15 protein-coding genes are annotated in these 18,022 nt (G+C 70.6%); 3 read left to right on the forward strand and 12 right to left on the reverse strand.

Annotation, left to right across the window (positions count from 1 at the left end; genetic code table 11):
- The first annotated feature begins 30 nt into the window (after positions 1-30).
- A complete protein-coding gene (locus AB0I04_RS05750; protein WP_360879571.1) occupies positions 31-1,140 on the forward strand; it encodes a sugar phosphate nucleotidyltransferase in 1,110 nt (369 codons plus the stop codon).
- Positions 1,141-1,296: 156 nt separating this feature from the next.
- Here the strand turns inward: AB0I04_RS05750 and AB0I04_RS05755 are convergent, their stop codons facing one another.
- Positions 1,297-3,453: a PQQ-dependent sugar dehydrogenase gene (locus AB0I04_RS05755; RefSeq protein WP_360879574.1), complete on the reverse strand. Its 2,157-nt coding sequence runs from the start codon at positions 3,451-3,453 to the stop codon at positions 1,297-1,299.
- 290 nt (positions 3,454-3,743) lie between these two features.
- Between AB0I04_RS05755 and AB0I04_RS05760 the strand changes: the two genes are divergently transcribed.
- Positions 3,744-5,312, forward strand: coding sequence for a cellulose binding domain-containing protein (locus AB0I04_RS05760; protein ID WP_360879577.1), 1,569 nt, complete (start codon positions 3,744-3,746; stop codon positions 5,310-5,312).
- A gap of 194 nt (positions 5,313-5,506) precedes the next feature.
- On the opposite strand, the gene AB0I04_RS05765 is transcribed toward AB0I04_RS05760, so the two are convergent.
- The 4 genes from AB0I04_RS05765 to AB0I04_RS05780 are packed head-to-tail and all read right to left on the reverse strand — an operon-like array spanning position 5,507 to position 9,651.
- Complete coding sequence (locus AB0I04_RS05765; protein WP_360879580.1) at positions 5,507-6,439, reverse strand: PfkB family carbohydrate kinase; 933 nt, start codon at positions 6,437-6,439, stop codon at positions 5,507-5,509.
- The gene (locus AB0I04_RS05770; protein ID WP_360879582.1) at positions 6,436-7,905 is read right to left on the reverse strand and encodes a cytosine permease; all 1,470 of its coding nucleotides are present in this window, start codon (positions 7,903-7,905) and stop codon (positions 6,436-6,438) included. The genes AB0I04_RS05765 and AB0I04_RS05770 overlap by 4 nt, the downstream gene beginning before the upstream one ends.
- Positions 7,906-7,936: 31 nt before the next feature.
- Positions 7,937-8,938 (reverse strand): ADP-ribosylglycohydrolase family protein, encoded by a 1,002-nt coding sequence (locus AB0I04_RS05775; protein WP_360879585.1) that lies wholly within the window; start codon positions 8,936-8,938, stop codon positions 7,937-7,939.
- On the reverse strand, positions 8,935-9,651 hold the full coding sequence (locus AB0I04_RS05780; protein WP_360879588.1) for a GntR family transcriptional regulator: 717 nt from the start codon (positions 9,649-9,651) through the stop codon (positions 8,935-8,937). Before AB0I04_RS05780 ends, AB0I04_RS05775 begins: the two co-directional genes overlap by 4 nt.
- 267 nt (positions 9,652-9,918) lie before the next feature.
- On the opposite strand from AB0I04_RS05780, the gene AB0I04_RS05785 reads away from it, so the two are divergent.
- On the forward strand, positions 9,919-10,548 hold the full coding sequence (locus tag AB0I04_RS05785) for a M15 family metallopeptidase (protein ID WP_360879591.1): 630 nt from the start codon (positions 9,919-9,921) through the stop codon (positions 10,546-10,548).
- Between the two features lie 86 nt (positions 10,549-10,634).
- Here the strand turns inward: AB0I04_RS05785 and AB0I04_RS05790 are convergent, their stop codons facing one another.
- The 7 genes from AB0I04_RS05790 to AB0I04_RS05820 form a co-directional block, all read right to left on the reverse strand.
- Entirely contained in the window at positions 10,635-10,952 is a 318-nt protein-coding gene (locus AB0I04_RS05790) for a hypothetical protein (RefSeq protein ID WP_360879594.1), read from the reverse strand.
- Between the two features lie 370 nt (positions 10,953-11,322).
- Entirely contained in the window at positions 11,323-12,279 is a 957-nt protein-coding gene (locus AB0I04_RS05795) for a BadF/BadG/BcrA/BcrD ATPase family protein (protein ID WP_360879597.1), read from the reverse strand.
- Complete coding sequence (locus AB0I04_RS05800) at positions 12,276-13,538, reverse strand: 6-phospho-beta-glucosidase (RefSeq protein ID WP_360879600.1); 1,263 nt, start codon at positions 13,536-13,538, stop codon at positions 12,276-12,278. Before AB0I04_RS05800 ends, AB0I04_RS05795 begins: the two co-directional genes overlap by 4 nt.
- Positions 13,535-14,431 carry a carbohydrate ABC transporter permease gene (locus tag AB0I04_RS05805; protein WP_360879603.1) on the reverse strand — a complete coding sequence of 299 codons (897 nt, stop codon included), beginning with the start codon at positions 14,429-14,431 and terminating at the stop codon, positions 13,535-13,537. Before AB0I04_RS05805 ends, AB0I04_RS05800 begins: the two co-directional genes overlap by 4 nt.
- 13 nt (positions 14,432-14,444) lie before the next feature.
- Positions 14,445-15,386 (reverse strand): sugar ABC transporter permease, encoded by a 942-nt coding sequence (locus tag AB0I04_RS05810; protein WP_360879606.1) that lies wholly within the window; start codon positions 15,384-15,386, stop codon positions 14,445-14,447.
- A gap of 11 nt (positions 15,387-15,397) precedes the next feature.
- The gene (locus AB0I04_RS05815; RefSeq protein WP_360879609.1) at positions 15,398-16,720 is read right to left on the reverse strand and encodes an ABC transporter substrate-binding protein; all 1,323 of its coding nucleotides are present in this window, start codon (positions 16,718-16,720) and stop codon (positions 15,398-15,400) included.
- A gap of 42 nt (positions 16,721-16,762) precedes the next feature.
- Positions 16,763-17,962 carry an ROK family transcriptional regulator gene (locus AB0I04_RS05820; protein WP_360879612.1) on the reverse strand — a complete coding sequence of 400 codons (1,200 nt, stop codon included), beginning with the start codon at positions 17,960-17,962 and terminating at the stop codon, positions 16,763-16,765.
- Positions 17,963-18,022 lie beyond the last annotated feature (60 nt).

Genomic DNA, 18,022 nt, shown 5'->3' on the forward strand with positions numbered 1-18,022 from the left:
CCGGCCGTCTCACTTCCGGAGGAGGACCCGATGACCCTGCAGGACGTGCGCGCGGCGCTGCTGGCCGGTGGTCTCGGTGAGCGGATGGGCCGGCTGACCGACGCCATGTGCAAGCCGCTCGTTCCGTACGCCGCGTCCTGCCGTCTGGTCGACTTCAGTGTCGCGAACGCGGCCCGCTCTGGAGTGCCCGAGGTGGTGCTGCTGTCCATGCACCGGGAGCGGGACCTGATCGACCATCTCACGTCGCACTGGGACGGCAGGGGAGTCCGGGTGAACTTCGGCCCCCACGACGAGCTCGTGCGCTCGGGCGGTCTCGCGGCCGGCGCCCCGCTGCCGCCCCGGCCCGCCGAGTCCGGCACCGCCGACGCCCTCCTGAACAACGCCGAGTACCTGTTCGCACCCGGCGCGAGAGACGTGCTGGTGCAGCACGCCGATCACGTCTACGTCTTCGACTACGGGCCGATGGTGGCGGCGCACCGCGCGGCCGGCGCCGACGCGACCATCGGGGTGCAGCGCATCGAACGGCGCTTCGTGCACCTGTTCGGCATGGTGGACGTCGACGCGGACCTGCGCGTGCGCCGCCTGGTCGAGAAGCCCGCCGAGCCGACGTCGGACCTGGTGTTCACCGCGTTCTGCCTGTTCCGGGCGGACGTGCTCGAGGAGGTGCTCACATCGCTCGCCGCGCTCGGCGAGAACGGCTGGCAGCACGACATCAGCCGGGACGTCCTCCCGGTGATGATCCGGGACGGACGTCGTGTCCTGGCCCATCCGATCTCCGGATACTGGGCCGACATCGGCACCGTGGAGCGCTACCACCTGGAGCAGATGCGGTTGCTCGACCGTCCGTTCCCGCTGCCGCCGGAGACTCTTCCACGCACGTTGGCCGACGCGCCCCCTCGCTTCGTCCCCCACCTGCGCAGTCTCGTCGGGGCGGGCGCCGACGTGCCGCCCGGCGCGGTCGTACGGTCCAGTCTGCTGTATCCCGGCTGTGTCCTGGAGCCGGGGGCGGAGGTGGATCGGTCGGTGGTCCTCCCCGGCGCACGGGTACGGGCCGGGGCGCGCCTGAGCGGCGCGGTGGCGGCGGTCGGTGAGGACGTCACGGGCATGCGCACCGGCCTGGCCGACCTGAAACCGGCCTGATCGACCAGAAACCGGCCTGATCGACCGCCGGCCGCGGCCGGGTAGAGCAGGCGGAGACGCCTCAGACCCCGCGAGCGGTACCCGACGCCCGTCGGGGCGGACGCGCGGCGGCCGGCGGGGCACTTCCGCCGGCCGCCGCGCGTCCGAACGGTGCCCTCAGGACACCGAGACGTGGAAGATCTGGTTGTCGCTGTTGTGCGCGGTGCTGTCCTTGTCGCCGCCGTTGGAGGTGGCCAGCCAGATGCCGCCGTCCGGTGCCGGCTCGACGGTGCGCAGCCGCCCGTGGGCGCCGTTCAGGTACTCCTTGACGTTGGCCAGGCCGCTCCCGGAGATCTGCTCGCGGTAGAGGCGTGTGCCGCGCTCGCACGCGACGTACAGGAAACCGCGGACGATCGTGATGCCGCTGCAGGAGCCGTCGGCCACCGGATACGTGTGCTCAGGCGCGATGAACCCGGACGTTCCGCAGGTGCCGGACGTGCCCTCGCAGGACGGCCAGCCGTAGTTCCCGCCCTTCGTGATGAGGTTCGTCTCGTCCATGACGCTGTTGCCGAACTCCTGCTCCCACAGGCGCCCCTGCGCGTCGAACGCCAGGCCCTGCACGTTGCGGTGGCCGTAGCTCCACACGGCGTTGTGGAACGGGTTGTCCGCCGGGATCGAGCCGTCCGGGGCGATCCGCAGCACCTTGCCGTTGAGGCTGCTGGTGTTCTGGGCGTTGTCGCCGTTCTGCGCGTCACCGGTGCCGGCGAACAGGTACTTGCCGTCGGGGCTGAAGCGCAGCCGGCCGCCGTCGTGGAACTTGTTGCGCTGGATGCCGGAGACGAGGACCTGCTCGGTGCCGGTCTGCAGCGCGTCGGCGGAGGGGTCGTACTTGATCCGCACGATCCGGTTGTCCGACGGTGAGGTGTGCATGATGTAGAGCCAGTGGTCGGAGGAGAAGCTCACCGGGTTGATCTCCAGCCCGGTCAGGCCGCCTTCGCCGTCGGTGCTCTGCACGTTCGGGACCGTGCCGATCGTCTTCTTCGCCCCGGTCTTGGGGTCGAGGTGGACGATGGAGTGCGCGTCGCGCTCGTTGAACAGGATCGTGCCGTCGGGCAGGGTGACCAGGCCCCAGACGACATCGTCGTCCGTGCCGACCTGGGTCACCGCGCAGACGCCCTCGGCGGGGGTGCACTGCGAGCTCCCGGAGGTCGTGACGTCGAGGACCGGCGTGCTGCCGTCACTCTCGTTGCCGTTGGCGTCGTACGCCGTCACCTGCAGGTGGTAGGTGGTGTTCGGCGTCAGGCCGTCCAGGGTCGCGCGCGGGGTGTCCGCGTCCGACGCTCCGATTCGCGTTCGGGTACCACCGGTCACGTCGTAGACGCGGTAACCGGCGACGCCCACGTCGTCGGTCGAGGCGGTCCAGGCCAGCCCGATGCCGGTGCCGGTCACCGCGGTGGTGTGCACGTCCGTCGGCGCGGTCGGCGGCGTGTGGTCGTCGGACGGAGGCGTCGTCACCGACAGCGTGCCGCTCGGCTGGGAGACGTTGCCGGCCGCGTCGCGGGCGTTCACGTAGAAGCCGTACGTCGAGTTGGGGTTCAGGCCGCCGCAGGTGCCGGTATGCGTCGAACCGTCGACGCTCGCGCACAGCTGGCCGTCATGGTAGAGGTCGTAGCCGGTCACGCCGGTGTCGTCGGTGGAGGCGGTCCAGCGGATGGTCGCGCTGTTCGGCGTGTCGCCGACGAGGGCGGGGGTGCCCGGCGGGGCCGGCGGCGTCGTGTCACCGCCGATCGTGCCGTAGACGCCGTACTCCTGCAGCGAGTACCCGTGGGACGAGTCGCTGCGACACCGCTTGGTCCCGTACACCCGCACGTATCGCCCGGTGCCGTCGAGTGACGTGAGGTCCTCGACGCCGCCCTTGCCGCTGGTCGTCGAGTAGATGCGCGTCCAGGTCGCATGGTCGTTCGACGTGTCGATCTCGTACGCGGCGGCGCACGAGGCGTCCCACTGCAGGCGCACCCGGCTGATGTGGGCGACCGAGCCGAGGTCGACGTAGATCCACTGGGGATCCTTGCCCGCGGTGCTGGCCCACCGTGTCGACGAGTCGCCGTCCACGGCGTTCTTGGCGGCGCAGCATCCGCCGGACGAGGACGCCGTCATGGGCCGGTTCAGCGACAGCAGCTGATCGGCTGCGGCCGCGCGTGCGGTCGCCGTGGTCGCGCACATCGCCGTCGCGAGCGCGCACAGGGCTGTTCCAAGCCTCCGCCGTTTCATCCAGTCCTCCTGTGTCTGGGCGGGGACGTGCCGCTTCAGCGACACGGCGGGGGCGCGTGTCACCCAGGGGAGTGGAACGGCTCGCTGTTCTGATCCGCCTGCCGGCCGCGAGGGCCGGCAGGCATGAAAACCTTTGCAGGCCTTCGACTGCATTATCCGGGAGACATCCGATGAGTCAACGAGAAGCCGACCCGGACCCCCGATCCTGCGTGACCGGGCCGGCTTCCGCTGTGAGCGGCCGGGTCGGCGCGCCCTTGACGCGGGACGCCCGGCGGAGTACTAACTTACAGGAAAGCTTACTAAAAGCTTTCTCGGGGGCCATCCTTCCTCCTCTCCCCGCCAGGAGCGAGACGTTGAGACGCCTATTCGTCACTCTCGCCGCGACGGCCCTGCTCGCCGGCTTCGTCGTCGCCCGCCCCGCCCACGCGGCCACCGCCGCCACCGCCACGTTCGCCAGGACCTCGAGCTGGGACACCGGCTACCAGGCTCAGTACACGATCAAGAACACCGGAACCACGACGATCAGCGGCTGGACCGTGGAGTTCGACCTCACCGCGTCGACCACGGTCGGCACCTATTGGGACGCGCTGCTTTCGAAGTCCGGTGACCACTACACGTTCAAGAACCGCGAGTACAACGGGCAGATCGCTCCCGGTGCCACGGTGAGCTTCGGCTTCGTCGTCTCCGGCACCGCCGACCCGTCCGGCTGCCGGCTGAACGGCGCCTCGTGCGACGGCGGCAGCGGCGGCGGCGACACCCAACCGCCGTCCGCGCCATCGGGCCTCAAGGTGACCGGCCACACCTCGTCGAGCGTGTCGCTGTCCTGGACCGCCGCCACGGACGACACCGGCGTCACGGGATACGAGATCTTCCAGGGTACGACTTCGGCGACCACGGCCTCCGGTACGAGCGCCACGGTCACCGGGCTCCAGCCCGCGACGACCTACACGTTCAAGGTGCGGGCGAGGGACGCCGCCGGAAACCTCTCCGCCTTCTCCGCCCAGGTGAGCGCGACCACCGACGCCGGTTCTCCGCCGCCCTCGGGCAGTCGGCCGTACGTCGCACCGTACGTCGACATGGGCTCCTGGCCGACCCCCGTCCTCAGCGAGATGGCGCAGGCGGGTGGGCTCAAGGGCTTCACCCTCGCGTTCGTGACGAGCGCCGGATGCAAGGCGAGCTGGTTCAACGCCTACGATCCGAGGGCGGCCTGGCAGAAGGACGAGATCGACAAGCTGCGCGCGGCGGGCGGCGACGTGAAGATCTCCTTCGGCGGCGCGTCCGGCATCGAGCTCGCTCAGGCCTGCGGCGACGTCAACTCGCTGTACACCGAGTACGCCGCGGTTGTGGACGCCTATGGCGCCAAGTACGTCGACTTCGACATCGAGGGCGCCGCGGTGGCCGACAAGGCGTCAGTGGACCGGCGGTCGCAGGCCCTGGCCCGGCTGCAGCAGAGCCACCCCGGCCTGAAAATCTCCCTCACCCTGCCGGTGCTGCCGGAGGGCCTGACCTCCGACGGCCTGAACGTCGTCACGTCCGCCAACAACGCCGGGGTCGACCTCGACCTCGTCAACGTCATGGCCATGGACTACTACCGCTCCGTCGACTACGGCGACGCGGCGGTGCAGGCCGCACAGTCGACCCACGACCAGCTCAAGACGCTGTACCCGGGCAAGACCGACGCCCAGCTCTGGGCGATGGTCGGCGTCACCCCGATGCTCGGCCAGAACGACGACCACAACGTCTACAACCAGGACGACGCCCGCCAGCTCGTGACCTTCGCCAAGCAGCACCACCTCGGGATGCTCGCGTTCTGGGAGGAGACCAGAGACCGCAACGCCTGCACCGGCGCGCTCTATCAGTGCACCAACATCCCGCAGCAGCCCTACGAGTTCTCCAAGATCTTCGCCGCGTACACCGGCTGATTTCACCGCCACTCGCCGGTGCTCACGCGCGAACCGTGTGAGCACCGGCGAGCGGCACGGTCACCACGCTCGCCTGCTGGACGAACACGGAGCGCCGAGGGCGCTGCCCCCATCGGTGGCCGCCTGTGCCAAGGCGCGCGGGTCGTCTCCGTTAGTGGTGGCCGCCCACCCCAAAGGCGCGCGGGTCGTCTCCGTCATGCCCCGTCGAGGAGACGATCGACGTCCGTGCGGGTCGGTGCCGTCGCCGGGCCGCGGCGCGTGACGGCGATCGCGGCGGCGGCGTTGGCGCGCAGCGCGGCCCGCGCCGGTGACAGCCCTTCCGCGAGACCGGCGACGAAGACGCCGACGTGCGCGTCACCGGCGCCGTTGCTGTCGACCGCCCGTACGTCAAAGGCGGGGACGCGCAGGACCTCGGCTCCGGGCATGGCGAGGAGGCACCCGGCCGGGCCGATGCGGACGACGACACCGGACCGTCCGGTCCGCCGGGCCAGTGCCATGGCCGCCTGCTCCGGATCGGTATGCCCGGTCGTCGCGATCGCCTCGTCGAGGTTGCAGCTCCACCAGTCGGCGCGGTCCAGCGCCGGTCCGAGGACGTCGGCGGGTATCTCGGCGACGAGCGGTCCCGGATCGACGATCACGACGGTGCCGCGGGGAAGCGTCTCCAGCCAGCGGGTGAGGGCGTCCCGGTTGGCGGGGTAGGCCAGGCCGTACCCGGACACGTAGACGGCGTCGTCGGGCCGCAGCCCGATCCCGGCGAGTTGTTCGTACGTCAGCGCCGCCTCCGCACCGGTGGCGGTGACGAAGGTGCGCTCTCCCGTATCGTCGACGAACGCGACGTCGAAGCCGGTGTCGACGCCGGCGGTCGGCTCCTGGAGGACGGAGATGCCGGCCTCGGCCAGCCGGGCACGGGCGAGATCGCCGAACAGCCCGGTGCCGTGGGACCCGCCGTAGGCGACCTCGAGGCCCTGACGCGCGCTCGCGACCATCACGTTGTAGCCGCCGCCGGGGGTGATCCGGCTGGCTCCGGCGAGGACGTCGCCGCCCGGCCGCGGCAGCGCGGGCACCTCCATGACCACGTCGATGAGGACGTTGCCGACGTGGACCAGCCGGCCGATGGAGGGCCTCACGAGGCCACCCGGCTCATCTCGCGCGCCGGCCGCCCGGACCGGTGGGCGCCGCCCTGGCCCGTGGCGGCACGCAGGCCCAGGTAGACGAGGGCGGCCACGGCGAACGCGACGAGCCAGCCGAGTCCGTTGCGCGCCGGCCAGGTGTGCGACAGCGGCCCCGCGAACCACACGTCGGTGTCGGAGGTCTGGGCGACGGTGAACAGCAGCCCGGTGACGATGCCCGCCACCCACGCGGTGAAGGCGGGCCAGGCCACGCCGCCACGGTGCCAGTAGACGCCGCCGCGCGTGGTGTCCATCAGCCCGTCCGGGTCGTACTCCCGCCGGGTCCACATGTCCACGAGGAAGACGGCGACCCACGACGTGATGGCCACGGCGAGCAGGGAGATGAACGTGATGAACGGTCCGTAGAAGTTCTTCGCGATCAACATCAGGTAGACGCCGCCGGCCAGGGTGAGCACGACGTCGATGCCGACCGCGACGACGCGGCGGAGCCGGATGCCCAGGGTGATCATGGTGAGGCCGGCCGAGTACACCGAGAGGTGGTTGGACAGCAGCAGGCCGCCGAACGCCGCCAGCAGGTAGGGGATGGCCATCCAGGAGGGCAGCATGGCCTGGATCGCGGCGACCGGGTCGGAGGCGGCGGCGAGCGTGTGGTCGCCCGCCGACAGCAGGCCGCCGAGGGAGATGAGAAGGACCAGCGGGACGCCGGCGCCGGCCGCGGCGGCCGCGACGATCCGGCGGCCGGGCACCCGACGCGGCTGGTAGCGGGCCATGTCGGCGCCCGCGTTCGCCCAGCCGATGCCCGTTCCGGCGGCGATCACGCCGATCCCGGCGATCACCGCGCTGGCCGGCGCGGCGGGTGCGTGCAGCACCGCGTGCCAGTGCACCTTCGCGACGAGGAAGCCGCCGACGACCACGTTGAGCGCGCCGAAGACGTACGTCGCCCGCTGCTGGATCCACACCAGGGTGGCGTGCCCGAGCCCGGACACGAGCAGGGTGAGGGCGACGAAGGCGAGCAGGCACACGACGGTGAGCACGGAACCCGCGCCGACGCCGAAGGCGATGTGGAGGATGGCGAGCAGGGCGTACGCGGCGGTGGTCGTGTTCACCACTTCCCAGCCGACGCGTGACAACCATGACACCAGCGTCGGGCCGTGGTTGCCCCGCGGGCCGAAGACCGCCCGGGACAGGGTCATGCTCGGTGCGCCGCCCCACTTCCCGGCGACGCTGATGAGCCCGACGAGGGCGAACGAGCCGAAGGAGCCGATGGCGCCGACGAGAACGGCCTGCCAGATGTTCAAGCCGCGGAGGGCGACCAGAGTCGCGCCGAGCGGCAGCGCGAGGATGGAGATGTTCGCGGCGAACCACACCCAGAAGAGCTGCAGCGGACCGCCGCGGCGCTCCTCGTCGGGCACGGGCTCGATGCCGCGGGTTTCGACGGCGCCGACCTTGTTGTCGTTGGACATGGGGACCTTCTCGGGGGTTCGAATGGGGCGGTCAGGCCCCGTGACGCAGGGTGAGGAGGCGGAGCGCCAGGTCGTCGAGGGGGAGGTCGTTGACCCGGCGCACGGTCGCGACGGCCTCTTCGGGCAAGGAGCGGATGCCGTGGCAGGCCCCCGCGATGGCTCCGGCGATCGCCGCGATCGTGTCGCAGTCGCCGCCGAGTGAGGCTGCGAGCAGGCACGCCTGCCATGGGTCGTCCGGGTACAGGGCGAGGACCGCGAAAGCGGCCGGCACCGACTCCTGGGTGGCCACGCTGGTGCCGACGAGGTCGTAGATGTCCTCGGCGGCGGCCGCGACGGGCCGGCCGGCCACGAGGCCGGTCGCCCACCGGATGCGCGCGGCGATGTCGGCGGCGGCCACCCAGTGACCACGGCGGACACCGGCCGCCGCGGCGTGCTCGGCGTGCCGGACGGCCTCTTTCACGTCCGCGCCGTCGATCCCGGCGCTCACGGCCGCCGCGACCGCCGCGGCGCCGGCGAGGGCGACGCTGGTGTTGTGGGTGACACGGCTCGCCTCGACGACGCTGTCGAGAAGGGAGTCGGGCCCGCCCCTGCCTGCGGCGATGCCGACGGGCGTGATCCGCATGGCGGCGCCGTTGGTGTCGCCGTGACGGCCGGCCTCATCGACCGAAGTGCCACCGGCGACGGCCGCCACGGCGCGTTTCGTCGACGGGCCGAGCAGGTCCAGCGAACCCCGCCGGCGCATGTCGTCCTCCCAGTCGAGGAGGGACCGCGCCAGCACGACCGGGTCGATCCGCCCACCACCGTCGATCAGCAGGCGGGCGAGCAGGACGGCCTGCTCGGTGTCGTCGGTGACCGCTCCGGCCGGCATTCCGGCCGCCAGGGGCTGGTCGGGCGGAGCGGCCTCGAATCCGGTGAGCGTCCCGAACGTCTCCTGGATCGCCTGCCGGGGCAGCGACTGGGTCGGCATGCCGAGCGCGTCACCGATCGCCAGCCCGTACAGCGCTCCGAGGGCACGGTCGGCGGCACCGGTCATGAGGAGGCCCCGAAACGCAGGTGCAGTTGGAACCGCGCCGGGTCGAGCAGGCTCTCGACGTGCTCCACGAGGTCACCGGCCGCGGTCCAGCTGACGCGCCGCGTGCGCAGGAACCACTCACCGGGCCGGCGGCCCAGCTCCTCCGCGTCCGCGGTCTCGAGGGGCCCGGCCGAAACCCATTCATCGCCGTGGTCGGCGTACAGCCCGACGGAGGCCAGTGTCGCGGTCAGCGATCCTTCGATCAGGCCTCTGGCGGGCAGATCGAGCAGGCCGTCGACGCCGGGGATACGGCTGCGCTCCAGCGATACCGCCGGCCCGTCCGTCAGGGTCCGCACGCGGTCGACGGCGAAGAACGACGACGACTCCAGGCCGAGCCGTTCCGCGAGGCCGGGGTCGTCGACCCTCTCCAGGCGCAGCAGCCGGGTCTCGGTGGCCACGCCCTGGTCGGCCAGGGCGCGGGCCCAGCCAAGCCCATCGTCGAGTAGGCGACCGTCGAAGGTGACGAACGATCCCTTGCCCGAATGGGTCGAGATGAGCCCTTCCCGGCTCAGCTCGGTCAGCGCCGAGCGAATGGTGTTCCGGCTGACCGAGAACCGGGCGGCGAGGGCGTGCTCGCCGGGAAGCCTGCTGCCTCGCTTCAACCGGCCCGCCCGGATCTCCCCGGCGAGGGTGCGGGCGATGTTCTGGTGCTTGAGGACAGGAGCGTCCGTCATGTCCACTCCTGTTCCCTGACCTGTTCAGACATGTCCAGCACCGTACGCCCGAGGTGTGCGGCCCGACAAGCCCTAAAACGGACATTCGGCCATCCTCGGTGACAATCCACGCACCTGGTGGCTGCTGAGCGCAGGAGTCGCCGTCGTCGTACTCGGCGTCACGCGTCGCATGGTCGTCGACGCGGCGGCGTCCTCCCGCGGGAGCGCCGTCGGCCTTGATGCGATCATGGAGGCGATGGCGGTCGGCTCCCGGCGAATGGACGCTTCTTGCTGTTGCTCAGTGATCCTCGGGTCCAGCGCGTTCCTGTGATCGACTGCGGGGAGCCTCTTGTCGACGTCGGTGTGGTCCCGGGACTGCGCCTGGATTCGCGTGAACGGGACGCCGAGGGCGCCTACGGTCGTGTGAGGGCGGGTGTCCTGGACCGCCTCCGCACAGCGGCCGCGAGGCTTCCCGATGGGGTCGAGCTGCTCGTCATCGAAGGCCATCGCACGACCGCCGAACAAGCTCGGCGGTTCGCGCGCCATGAAGAACGGCTTCGGAGCGACGGCATCAGCGACCCTGCTGAGCTGCGGAAGCGGACAAGCGTGTTCGTCTCGCCGGTGGACGTCGCACCGCACTGCGCCGGCGCCGCGGTGGACCTGACCCTCGCAGCCGCCGACGGTCTCGAGCTTGATATGGGCGGTCCGGTGAACGGTCACCGTACGGGCCAGGAGGACACCTGCCCGATGAACGCCTCTGTCTCCAGCACTGCTCGGGCCAACCGTGACCTGCTGGCCGAGATGATGACCGCCGTAGGGTTCGTCAACTACCCCACGGAGTGGTGGCACTGGTCATTCGGCGACCGCTACTGGGCTTTGACCACCGGCGCGAAGAGCGCGATCTACGGGCCGATCTGAGCCGGCCGGCTTGAGTGATGGGGCGTGCTGGGAAGCGCGATCGGGTCGCGCCCTGTGAAACGAGCGCGACCCGATGACGAATATTCTTAGTCGATCTCGAACTGCCGCTGACGCTCGAACTGGCGCTCGAACTGGTTCTGCCGCTCCGCCTGCGCCTGCTGGTTCCGCGCGATGGCGATGTTGTTGTTCCGGTTGTGGATCCGGATGCGGAGGTGGTTGAACAGCTCGTTCTGGTTGGCGTTGAAGTTCCGGTGGTGCGAGAAGAACCGGAAATGGCTGGAGCTGCCGCAGCAGCCGCCGCCGCCCCAGGCGGGAACCGACGCAGACGCGGCCGAGCCTGTGAACAGGGCACCGGCGGCCGTGGTGAGGAACAGGCCGCCGACGATGCACGTCTTCTTCAGCACGTCAATCTCCTTTTGTCGGAATCAAGCGATAGCCGTCGCTAGCCGCGCGCTCCCGCTTTTCGGGACTGCGCTGCAATTTGTAGCATTCCCCGGTAGATTCCCGACAAGACAACTGCAAGGTAAGATGGCAACAAAGGCGCAGTCCTGCAAATCGGACCTATCGTGCTGTATGGCAGTTAGGGGCCGCATTGGCCGCTAGACCGGGCAGAACTCTTCGCTCGGCCGACCATATCGGCGCTTGGCGGTGCTTTGTCCGATCCGCACCCGTGCTACAAGACGGGAAAAATCCCGACATCGCGACTGAAGTTCGCTGAGCCCTTTTTCGTGGTGGCAGGCGACCGTCCTCCCTCACATCGCCCGCGATCACGCCCTAGCCGAAATGGGCGCGCAGGCGGTCGTACGCCTCCGGTGGGGCGTTGGCGGCGTCGAGGCCGAGGAGGGCGGCGCCCAGCAGTGGGGGAGCCTCGACGATGACGGGCTTGGCCTGCGGGGCGAGGCCCGCCAGCCGGTCCTCGATCGCGGTCATCAGCTGGGGATGCCTTGCGGCGAGCACGCCGCCGCCGAGGACGACCTCCACCGGGGCGTCGAGCAGGTCCAGGCGGCGCAGCGCCACGGTGGCGAGCGCGACGATCTCCTCCGCCTGGCGGTCGACCAGGCTTCGCGCGACCGGGTCGCCCGCCGCCGCGACCGCGAACAGGACCGGGGACAGCTCTCCCAGCCGCGCTTCGGAGAGTTCCCCGAAGTGGATCGCGAGCGCGACGTCCTCGACGCCGGCGCGACCGAAGTGTTCGGCGACGGCGGCGGCCAGGGCGGTGTGCGGGCCGCGGCCGTCCTCGGCGCGGACGGCGTGCCACAGCGCCTCCTCGCCGAGGTGGTGACCGCCGCCCCAGTCGCCGGTCACCCGCCCGATCGAGGGGAACCGCGCGACCCGCCCGTCGGGGGCGACGCCGGCGCAGTTGATGCCCGCCCCGCACACGACCGCGACGCCCCACGGCTCGGTGGCTCCGGCCCGCAGCAGCGCGAAGGTGTCGTTGCCGACCCGTACGCCGCGGCCCCAGCCGCGATCGGTGAACAGCCGGTGGAACCGCTCCTCCTCCACGGGCAGGTCGACGTTGGCCAGGTAGGCCGAGACGTGATCGACGGGCGTGCCCGCCCCGGCCGCCGAGAGGGCGCGCGTGACCGCCTCGGCGACGGTGTCCACCGCCTCGGCCACGCCGTCGGCGACCGGGCGGAACCCGTCGCCGCGCGCGGTGGCCAGGACATCGCCGCCGGCGGTCAGCACGGCGACGTCGGTCTTGCTGTTCCCGCCGTCGATCGCCAGGATCACGCGTTCACCGCCCAGGGCAGGTGGGCGGCGTTCGCGGCGACGAGGCGCGGGGCGAGTTCGTCGGCGATGCTCGCCTGCCCGATCAGCGGGTGGGCCAGCAGCGCGTCGGCGACCCGGTCCACGCCGCCCTTCAGTGCCGCCTCCAGGGCCAGCTCCTCGTACGCGGCGACGTGCGCGATCAGCCCGGCGTACAGCGGCTCGACCGGGTCGACCGGCAGCGGTTCCGGCCCGGACGCGGTGACCCGGGCCGGGACCTCGATCACCGCCTCGTCCGATAGGAACGGCAGCCGGCCGCCGTTGCGGAGGTTGACGACCTGGACGTCGCCGCGGTCGCCGGCCAGGGAGGCGACCAGGTCGACGGCGGCCTCGGAGTAGAACGCCCCGCCGCGTTCCTCCAGCAGGGCCGGTTTCTCGTCGAGCGCCGGGTCGGCGTACATCTCCAGCAGCCCCTCCTCGATCACCGCCACCTGCTCCGCCCGCGAGGGCGCGTGCAGCTGCTCGGCCACGACCGCGTCGTGCTCGTAGAAGTAGCGCAGGTAGTACGACGGGACGATGCCGAGGCGGCGGATGAGGGAGGCCGGCAGCTCGAGGTCGGCGGCGATCTCCTCGGCGTGGTCGGCCAGCAGTCGCGGCAGGACGTCCTCCTCGTCGAGGTACACCGCGCGTTCCCAGGTCAGGTGGTTCAGGCCGACGTGCCCGAGGCGTACGCGGTCGGGCCGGACGCCGAGCGTGGCGGCGAAGCGGCGCTGGAAGCCGATCGCGACGTTGCACAGGCCGACCGCCCGGTGTCCGGCGTCCAGCAGGGCCCGGGTGACGATCCCGACCGGGTTGGTGAAGTCGACGATCCAGGCGTCCGGCGCCAGCGCGGCGACCCGGTCGGCGATGTTCAGCACGATGGGCACGGTGCGCAGCGCCTTGGCGAGTCCGCCCGCGCCGGTCGTCTCCTGCCCGACGCAGCCACAGTCCAGCGGCAGGGTCTCGTCGACGTGGCGGGCCGCCTGCCCGCCGACGCGCAGCTGCAGGAGCACGGCCGAGGCCCCGTCGACGCCCTCGTCCAGGTCGGACGTCGTACGGATCGATCCGGGATGCCCCTGCCGGGCGAAGATGCGCCGGGACAGCCCGCCGACCAGGTCCAGGCGGGTCTTGTCCGGGTCGACCAGCGCCAGCTCCGAGACCGGCAGGGTCGCGCGCAGGCGGGCGATGCCGTCGACCAGCTCCGGCGTGTACGTCGACCCGCCGCCGACCACACAGATCTTCATCCCTTCACCCCCGTCAGGGTCACGCCCTGGATGAACACGCGTTGTGCCAGGAAGAACACCACGATCACCGGCAGCACGGTCAGGAGCGTCGCGGCCATGGTCAGGTTCCACTCGACGTGGTGGGCTGCGCGGAAGGTCGACAGGCCCACGGCGAGGGTCCAGGTCTCCGGTTTGGTGTAGATCAGCGGGCCGAAGTAGTCGTTCCAGGCGTAGAAGAACTGGAACAGCGCCACCGCGGCGATCGCCGGCCGGGCCATCGGCAGGATCACCCGGATCATCGCGCGGAACTCCCCGCAGCCGTCGACGCGCGCCGCGTCGGTGTACTCCTTCGGGATTGTCAGCAGGAACTGCCGGAGCAGGAAGATCGAGAAGGCGTCGCCGAACAGTAGTGGGAGGATCAGCGGCCACAGCGTGCCGGTCAGCTGGAAGCGCGCCCAGAGGATGTACAAGGGCACGATCGTCACCTGCGGCGGCAGCATCATCGTCGTGATGACGAGGACGAATGCCAGCTTTCGGCCGCGGAAGCGGAACCTCGCCAGGGCGTACGCCACCGGAACGCTCGAGACCAGCATGAAGGCGGTGGCCAGGACCGCGTAGATCAGCGTGTTGCCGAGCCAGTGCAGCATCACGCCGTTGTCGGTGGTCAGCGCCTTCCAGAAGTTCCCCCAGTGCCAGCTGCTCGGCCACAGCGCGCCGGTGAGGGTCTGGTCGGAGCTCATCACCGCGGTGAGGAACATGAAGATCAACGGCGCCAGGAACATGATCGCGAGGGCGATGGCGATCGCGTGGGTCGCCGTCCAGTACAGGAAGCGCCGCCCGCGCCGCCCGCGTATGCCGGGCCGCGGTGACGAGCCGACGGCCGATGGGCGTACGGCGAGAGTCGTGCCGGTCATGTGTCGCCTCCTTTCAGTCGTCGTCGCCGAACGCGTGGAACCGGCGGAGCAGGATCAGGGTGAAGAACATCGCGACGGCGAACAGAACGAGGGCCAGCACGCAGGCGTAGCCCATGTTGAACTGCTGGAAGCCCTCGTTGTAGAGCGTCTGCGGGAAGGTGAGCGACGCCCCGTCCGGGTAGCCGGGGGCGGTGGTCGTGCCCGCCTGGTCGGCATTGCCCTGCGACACGTGTGCCGCGACCATCGCCTGCGTGAAGTACTGCAGCGTCTGGATGACGCCCGTCACGGCGGAGAACATCAGCACCGGCGAGATCGTCGGCAGCGTGATCTGGCGGAACTGCTGCCAGGCGTTCGCCCCGTCGATGGCCGCCGCCTCGTACAGCGCCTTGGGCACGTCCAGCAGCGCGGCCAGCAAGATGATCATGACGTCGCCGATGCCCCACAGGGCCAGGAGCGTCAGGCCCGGCTTGGTCCACGTCGGGTCGTTGAACCAGTCCGGAAGGTGGATGCCGACCTTGGCGAAGAGGCCGTTGATCGGCCCGGTGCCGGGGTTGACCACGAACACGAACGCGACCGTGGCGGCGACCGGCGGGATCAGGAACGGCAGGTAGAAGATCGAGCGCAGGATGTTCCCGCCTCGTTTGATCTTCGATAGCAACTGGGCGAGGCCGAGCCCGAACAGCACCCGCAGCGGCACCATGACGACGACCAGCCACAGCGTGTTCTTGATCGCCGTCCAGGCGTACGGGTCCTTGAACAGGAACTTGTAGTTCGCCAGCCCGACGGGCGTGAGCTGGAACAGGTTGTAGCGGAAGAAGGAGAAGTAGACGGTCGCGGCGAGCGGGTAGGCGAAGAACAGCGAGAACCCGACCAGCCACGGGGACATGAACGCCAGGACGCGGAGCCGGTGACGGCGGCGGGCACGCGCCGCCGTCACCGCGCCGGCCGAGAGCACGGCCGCCATCGTCAGCCGCCCGCCAGCTTCAGGGCGCTGTTGACCTTGTCGTCCAGGCTCGTAAGGCCTTGTTGCAGGTTGGGCACCTTGCCGGGTTCCCACTGGTCCTGCACGAAGCTGTCGAACTTGACGACGAAGTCACCGCCGTTGACCGTCGACGGGATCGTCGTGCTGTTCGGGTTCTTGAACACGTCCAGGAAGGTATGGAACTGCGGCGGCAGCGTCAGCTTCGGCGAGGACAGTGCCGGAATCGTGCTCGGCACGTTGCCGAGGCCGTTGGCGAAGGTGACCAGCGCGTCGGTGTTCGTCGTCAGGTACTTCACGAACTCCCACGACGCCTGGGCGTGCTTGGCGCCGCGCGGGATCCCGACGATGGTGCCGGTGACGAAGCCGCCGCCGTAGGCGTTCTGCCGGTCGTCGTTCACCGGCACGGGCGTGGTGTCGTACTGGACCTTCGGCGCCTCATCCTGGAGGAACTTCACGCGCCACTCGCCGTCGATCGCCATGGCGACCTTGCCCTTCTCGAACGGGTTGGAGGCCTCGAACTCCTGTCCCATCGAGTGGACGAACTTCTTGACGTTGTCATAGCCGTACCAGTCGAGCAGGCTCTTCTCCCACTGCAGGTACTTGGTGAAGCCCGGGTCGGTGGCGAAGTTGGCCCGGCCCTGGCCGTTCAGCCAGTTGACGCCGAAGCTTGGGGCGACGTGCTCGCCCACATGCTCGTAGTACGTCACCGAGGGCAGGAACCCGGCGACCTTGATCGTGCCGTCCGGGTTGCGGACCGTGAGCTTCTTGGCGAGGGCCGTCAGCTCGCTGATCGTCTTCGGCGGCTGGTTGCCCTTCATCAGCGCCTTGTTGGAGTACAGCGCGTAGTCGTCGGCGAGCAGGGGAAGGGTGCAGCGGACGCCCTTGTACTGGGTGTAGGTCTGCACGGTCTGCGGGAAGATGCTCGTGTCGACCTTGTCCTTCTTCAGGAAGGGCGTCAGGTCCTGCAGCGCCCCGCTCGAACAGAACTGGCCGACGTTGTTGGTGGAGAAGGACGAGACCACGTCCGGCGGGTTGCCGCTGCGGATCGCGTTGAGGATCTTGGTGTCGTCCTGGCCCTTCACCAGCTTGACGGTGATGTTGGGGTGCAGCTTGCGGAACCCGGCGACGGCGTCGTCGAATGCCTGGACCTCGTGCGGGGCGCTCCAGCCGTGCCAGACCTCGATGGTCTGCGCGGCCTCCGCTTTGGGCCCGGACTCGGTGGCGGACCCGCCGCTGCCCGCCGTACAGGCCGTCGCGGTGAGGGTGACGATGAGGGCGGTTACGAGCCGCCGATGGCGTGGGAACACTCCTGTTCTCCTTAACGCGGCCGGCCGGGGAAACGGTCGGGATCAGGGTTGGCGAACGGTGTTGGAGAAGATCTGTTCTCGGGTCTCGCCGAGGGCGAGGTGGAGCGCGCCGGCCAGGACGGGATCGCCGCCGACCGAGCTGAGCCGCAAGGGGGGACGAGGGATGGTCATCGAGTACAGCTCGCGCGCGACTATGCAGCGCAACGGTTCCCCGCCGGCGATGGGGATGTCACCGGCGAGCACGATCAGTTCGGGGTCCAGGACGCTGACGATCGCGGCCAGGCCGGTCGCGAGCCGGGCGCCGAGCTCGCCGAGCCCGGCCGCGGCCCGTTCGTCACCGGCCTCCAGCGCCGTACGGGCCCGGTCGACGATCTGCCCGGCGTCGCTGCCGCGGAAGCCGTGGGCGCGCAGCAGCTTGAGCACGGCGGGTGCGCCCGCGACGGCCTGCAGACCACCGGTGTTGGCGCGGCCCGGCTCGCGGATGATCGGAGCCGCGGCGACCGGCATGTAGCCGACCTCGCCGGCGCCTCCGGTCGCGCCGCGGACCAGTGAGCCGTCGAGCACGATCGCCATGCCGATGCCGGCGCTGACCCACAGCAGGACGAAATTACGGGATCCCGTGGCCTGGCCGCGTGTGAGCTCGGCCATGGCGACGAGGTTGACGTCGTTCTCGACGGCGATGGGCCGGCCGATGCCGTCTCGTAGCCGGCTGAGCAGGTCGGGAACGTGCCAGCCGGGGAGGTGGGAGGCGTACCCGAGCCGCTCGGTCCGTGGGTCCAGGGCGCCGGGGAGGCCGATGACGATCCGGTCGATCCGGTCGAGGGTCAGGCCGGCGGCCTCGGCGGCGCCCTCCACGGCGGCGCGGGCCCGCGCCACGGCGTCGCCGCCGGACGTGCCCGGCGTGTGCAGCTCGAACGTTCCGGTGACGGCGCCGGTGAGGTCGGCGACGGAGGCCCGGATGCGGGCGCGCCGGACGTCCAGTCCCGCGACGTACCCGGCGTCCGGGTTGATGCGGTACAGCTCCGCCGTGCGCCCCGGCCCGCCCTCGCGGATCCCGTCGAGGACGACGAGGCCCGCCTCCCGCAGCCGGGTGAGGAGCTGGGAGGCGGTGGGCTTGGACAGGCCGGTGAGGGCCCCGATCTCGGGTCGGGTCAGCGGGCCCCGAGCGAGCAACGCCTCCAGCGCGGCGCGGTCGTTGATGGCCCGCAGCAGGCTGGGAGTCCCAGGCGTCGAGGTGGTCACGGCGTCTCCGCTGCTCAGACGTGGTTAGGAAACTTTCCTAACCCATGTGCGGGAACCTAC

The organism is Actinoallomurus sp. NPDC050550, assembly GCF_040655075.1.
Taxonomy (GTDB): Bacteria; Actinomycetota; Actinomycetes; order Streptosporangiales; family Streptosporangiaceae; genus Actinoallomurus.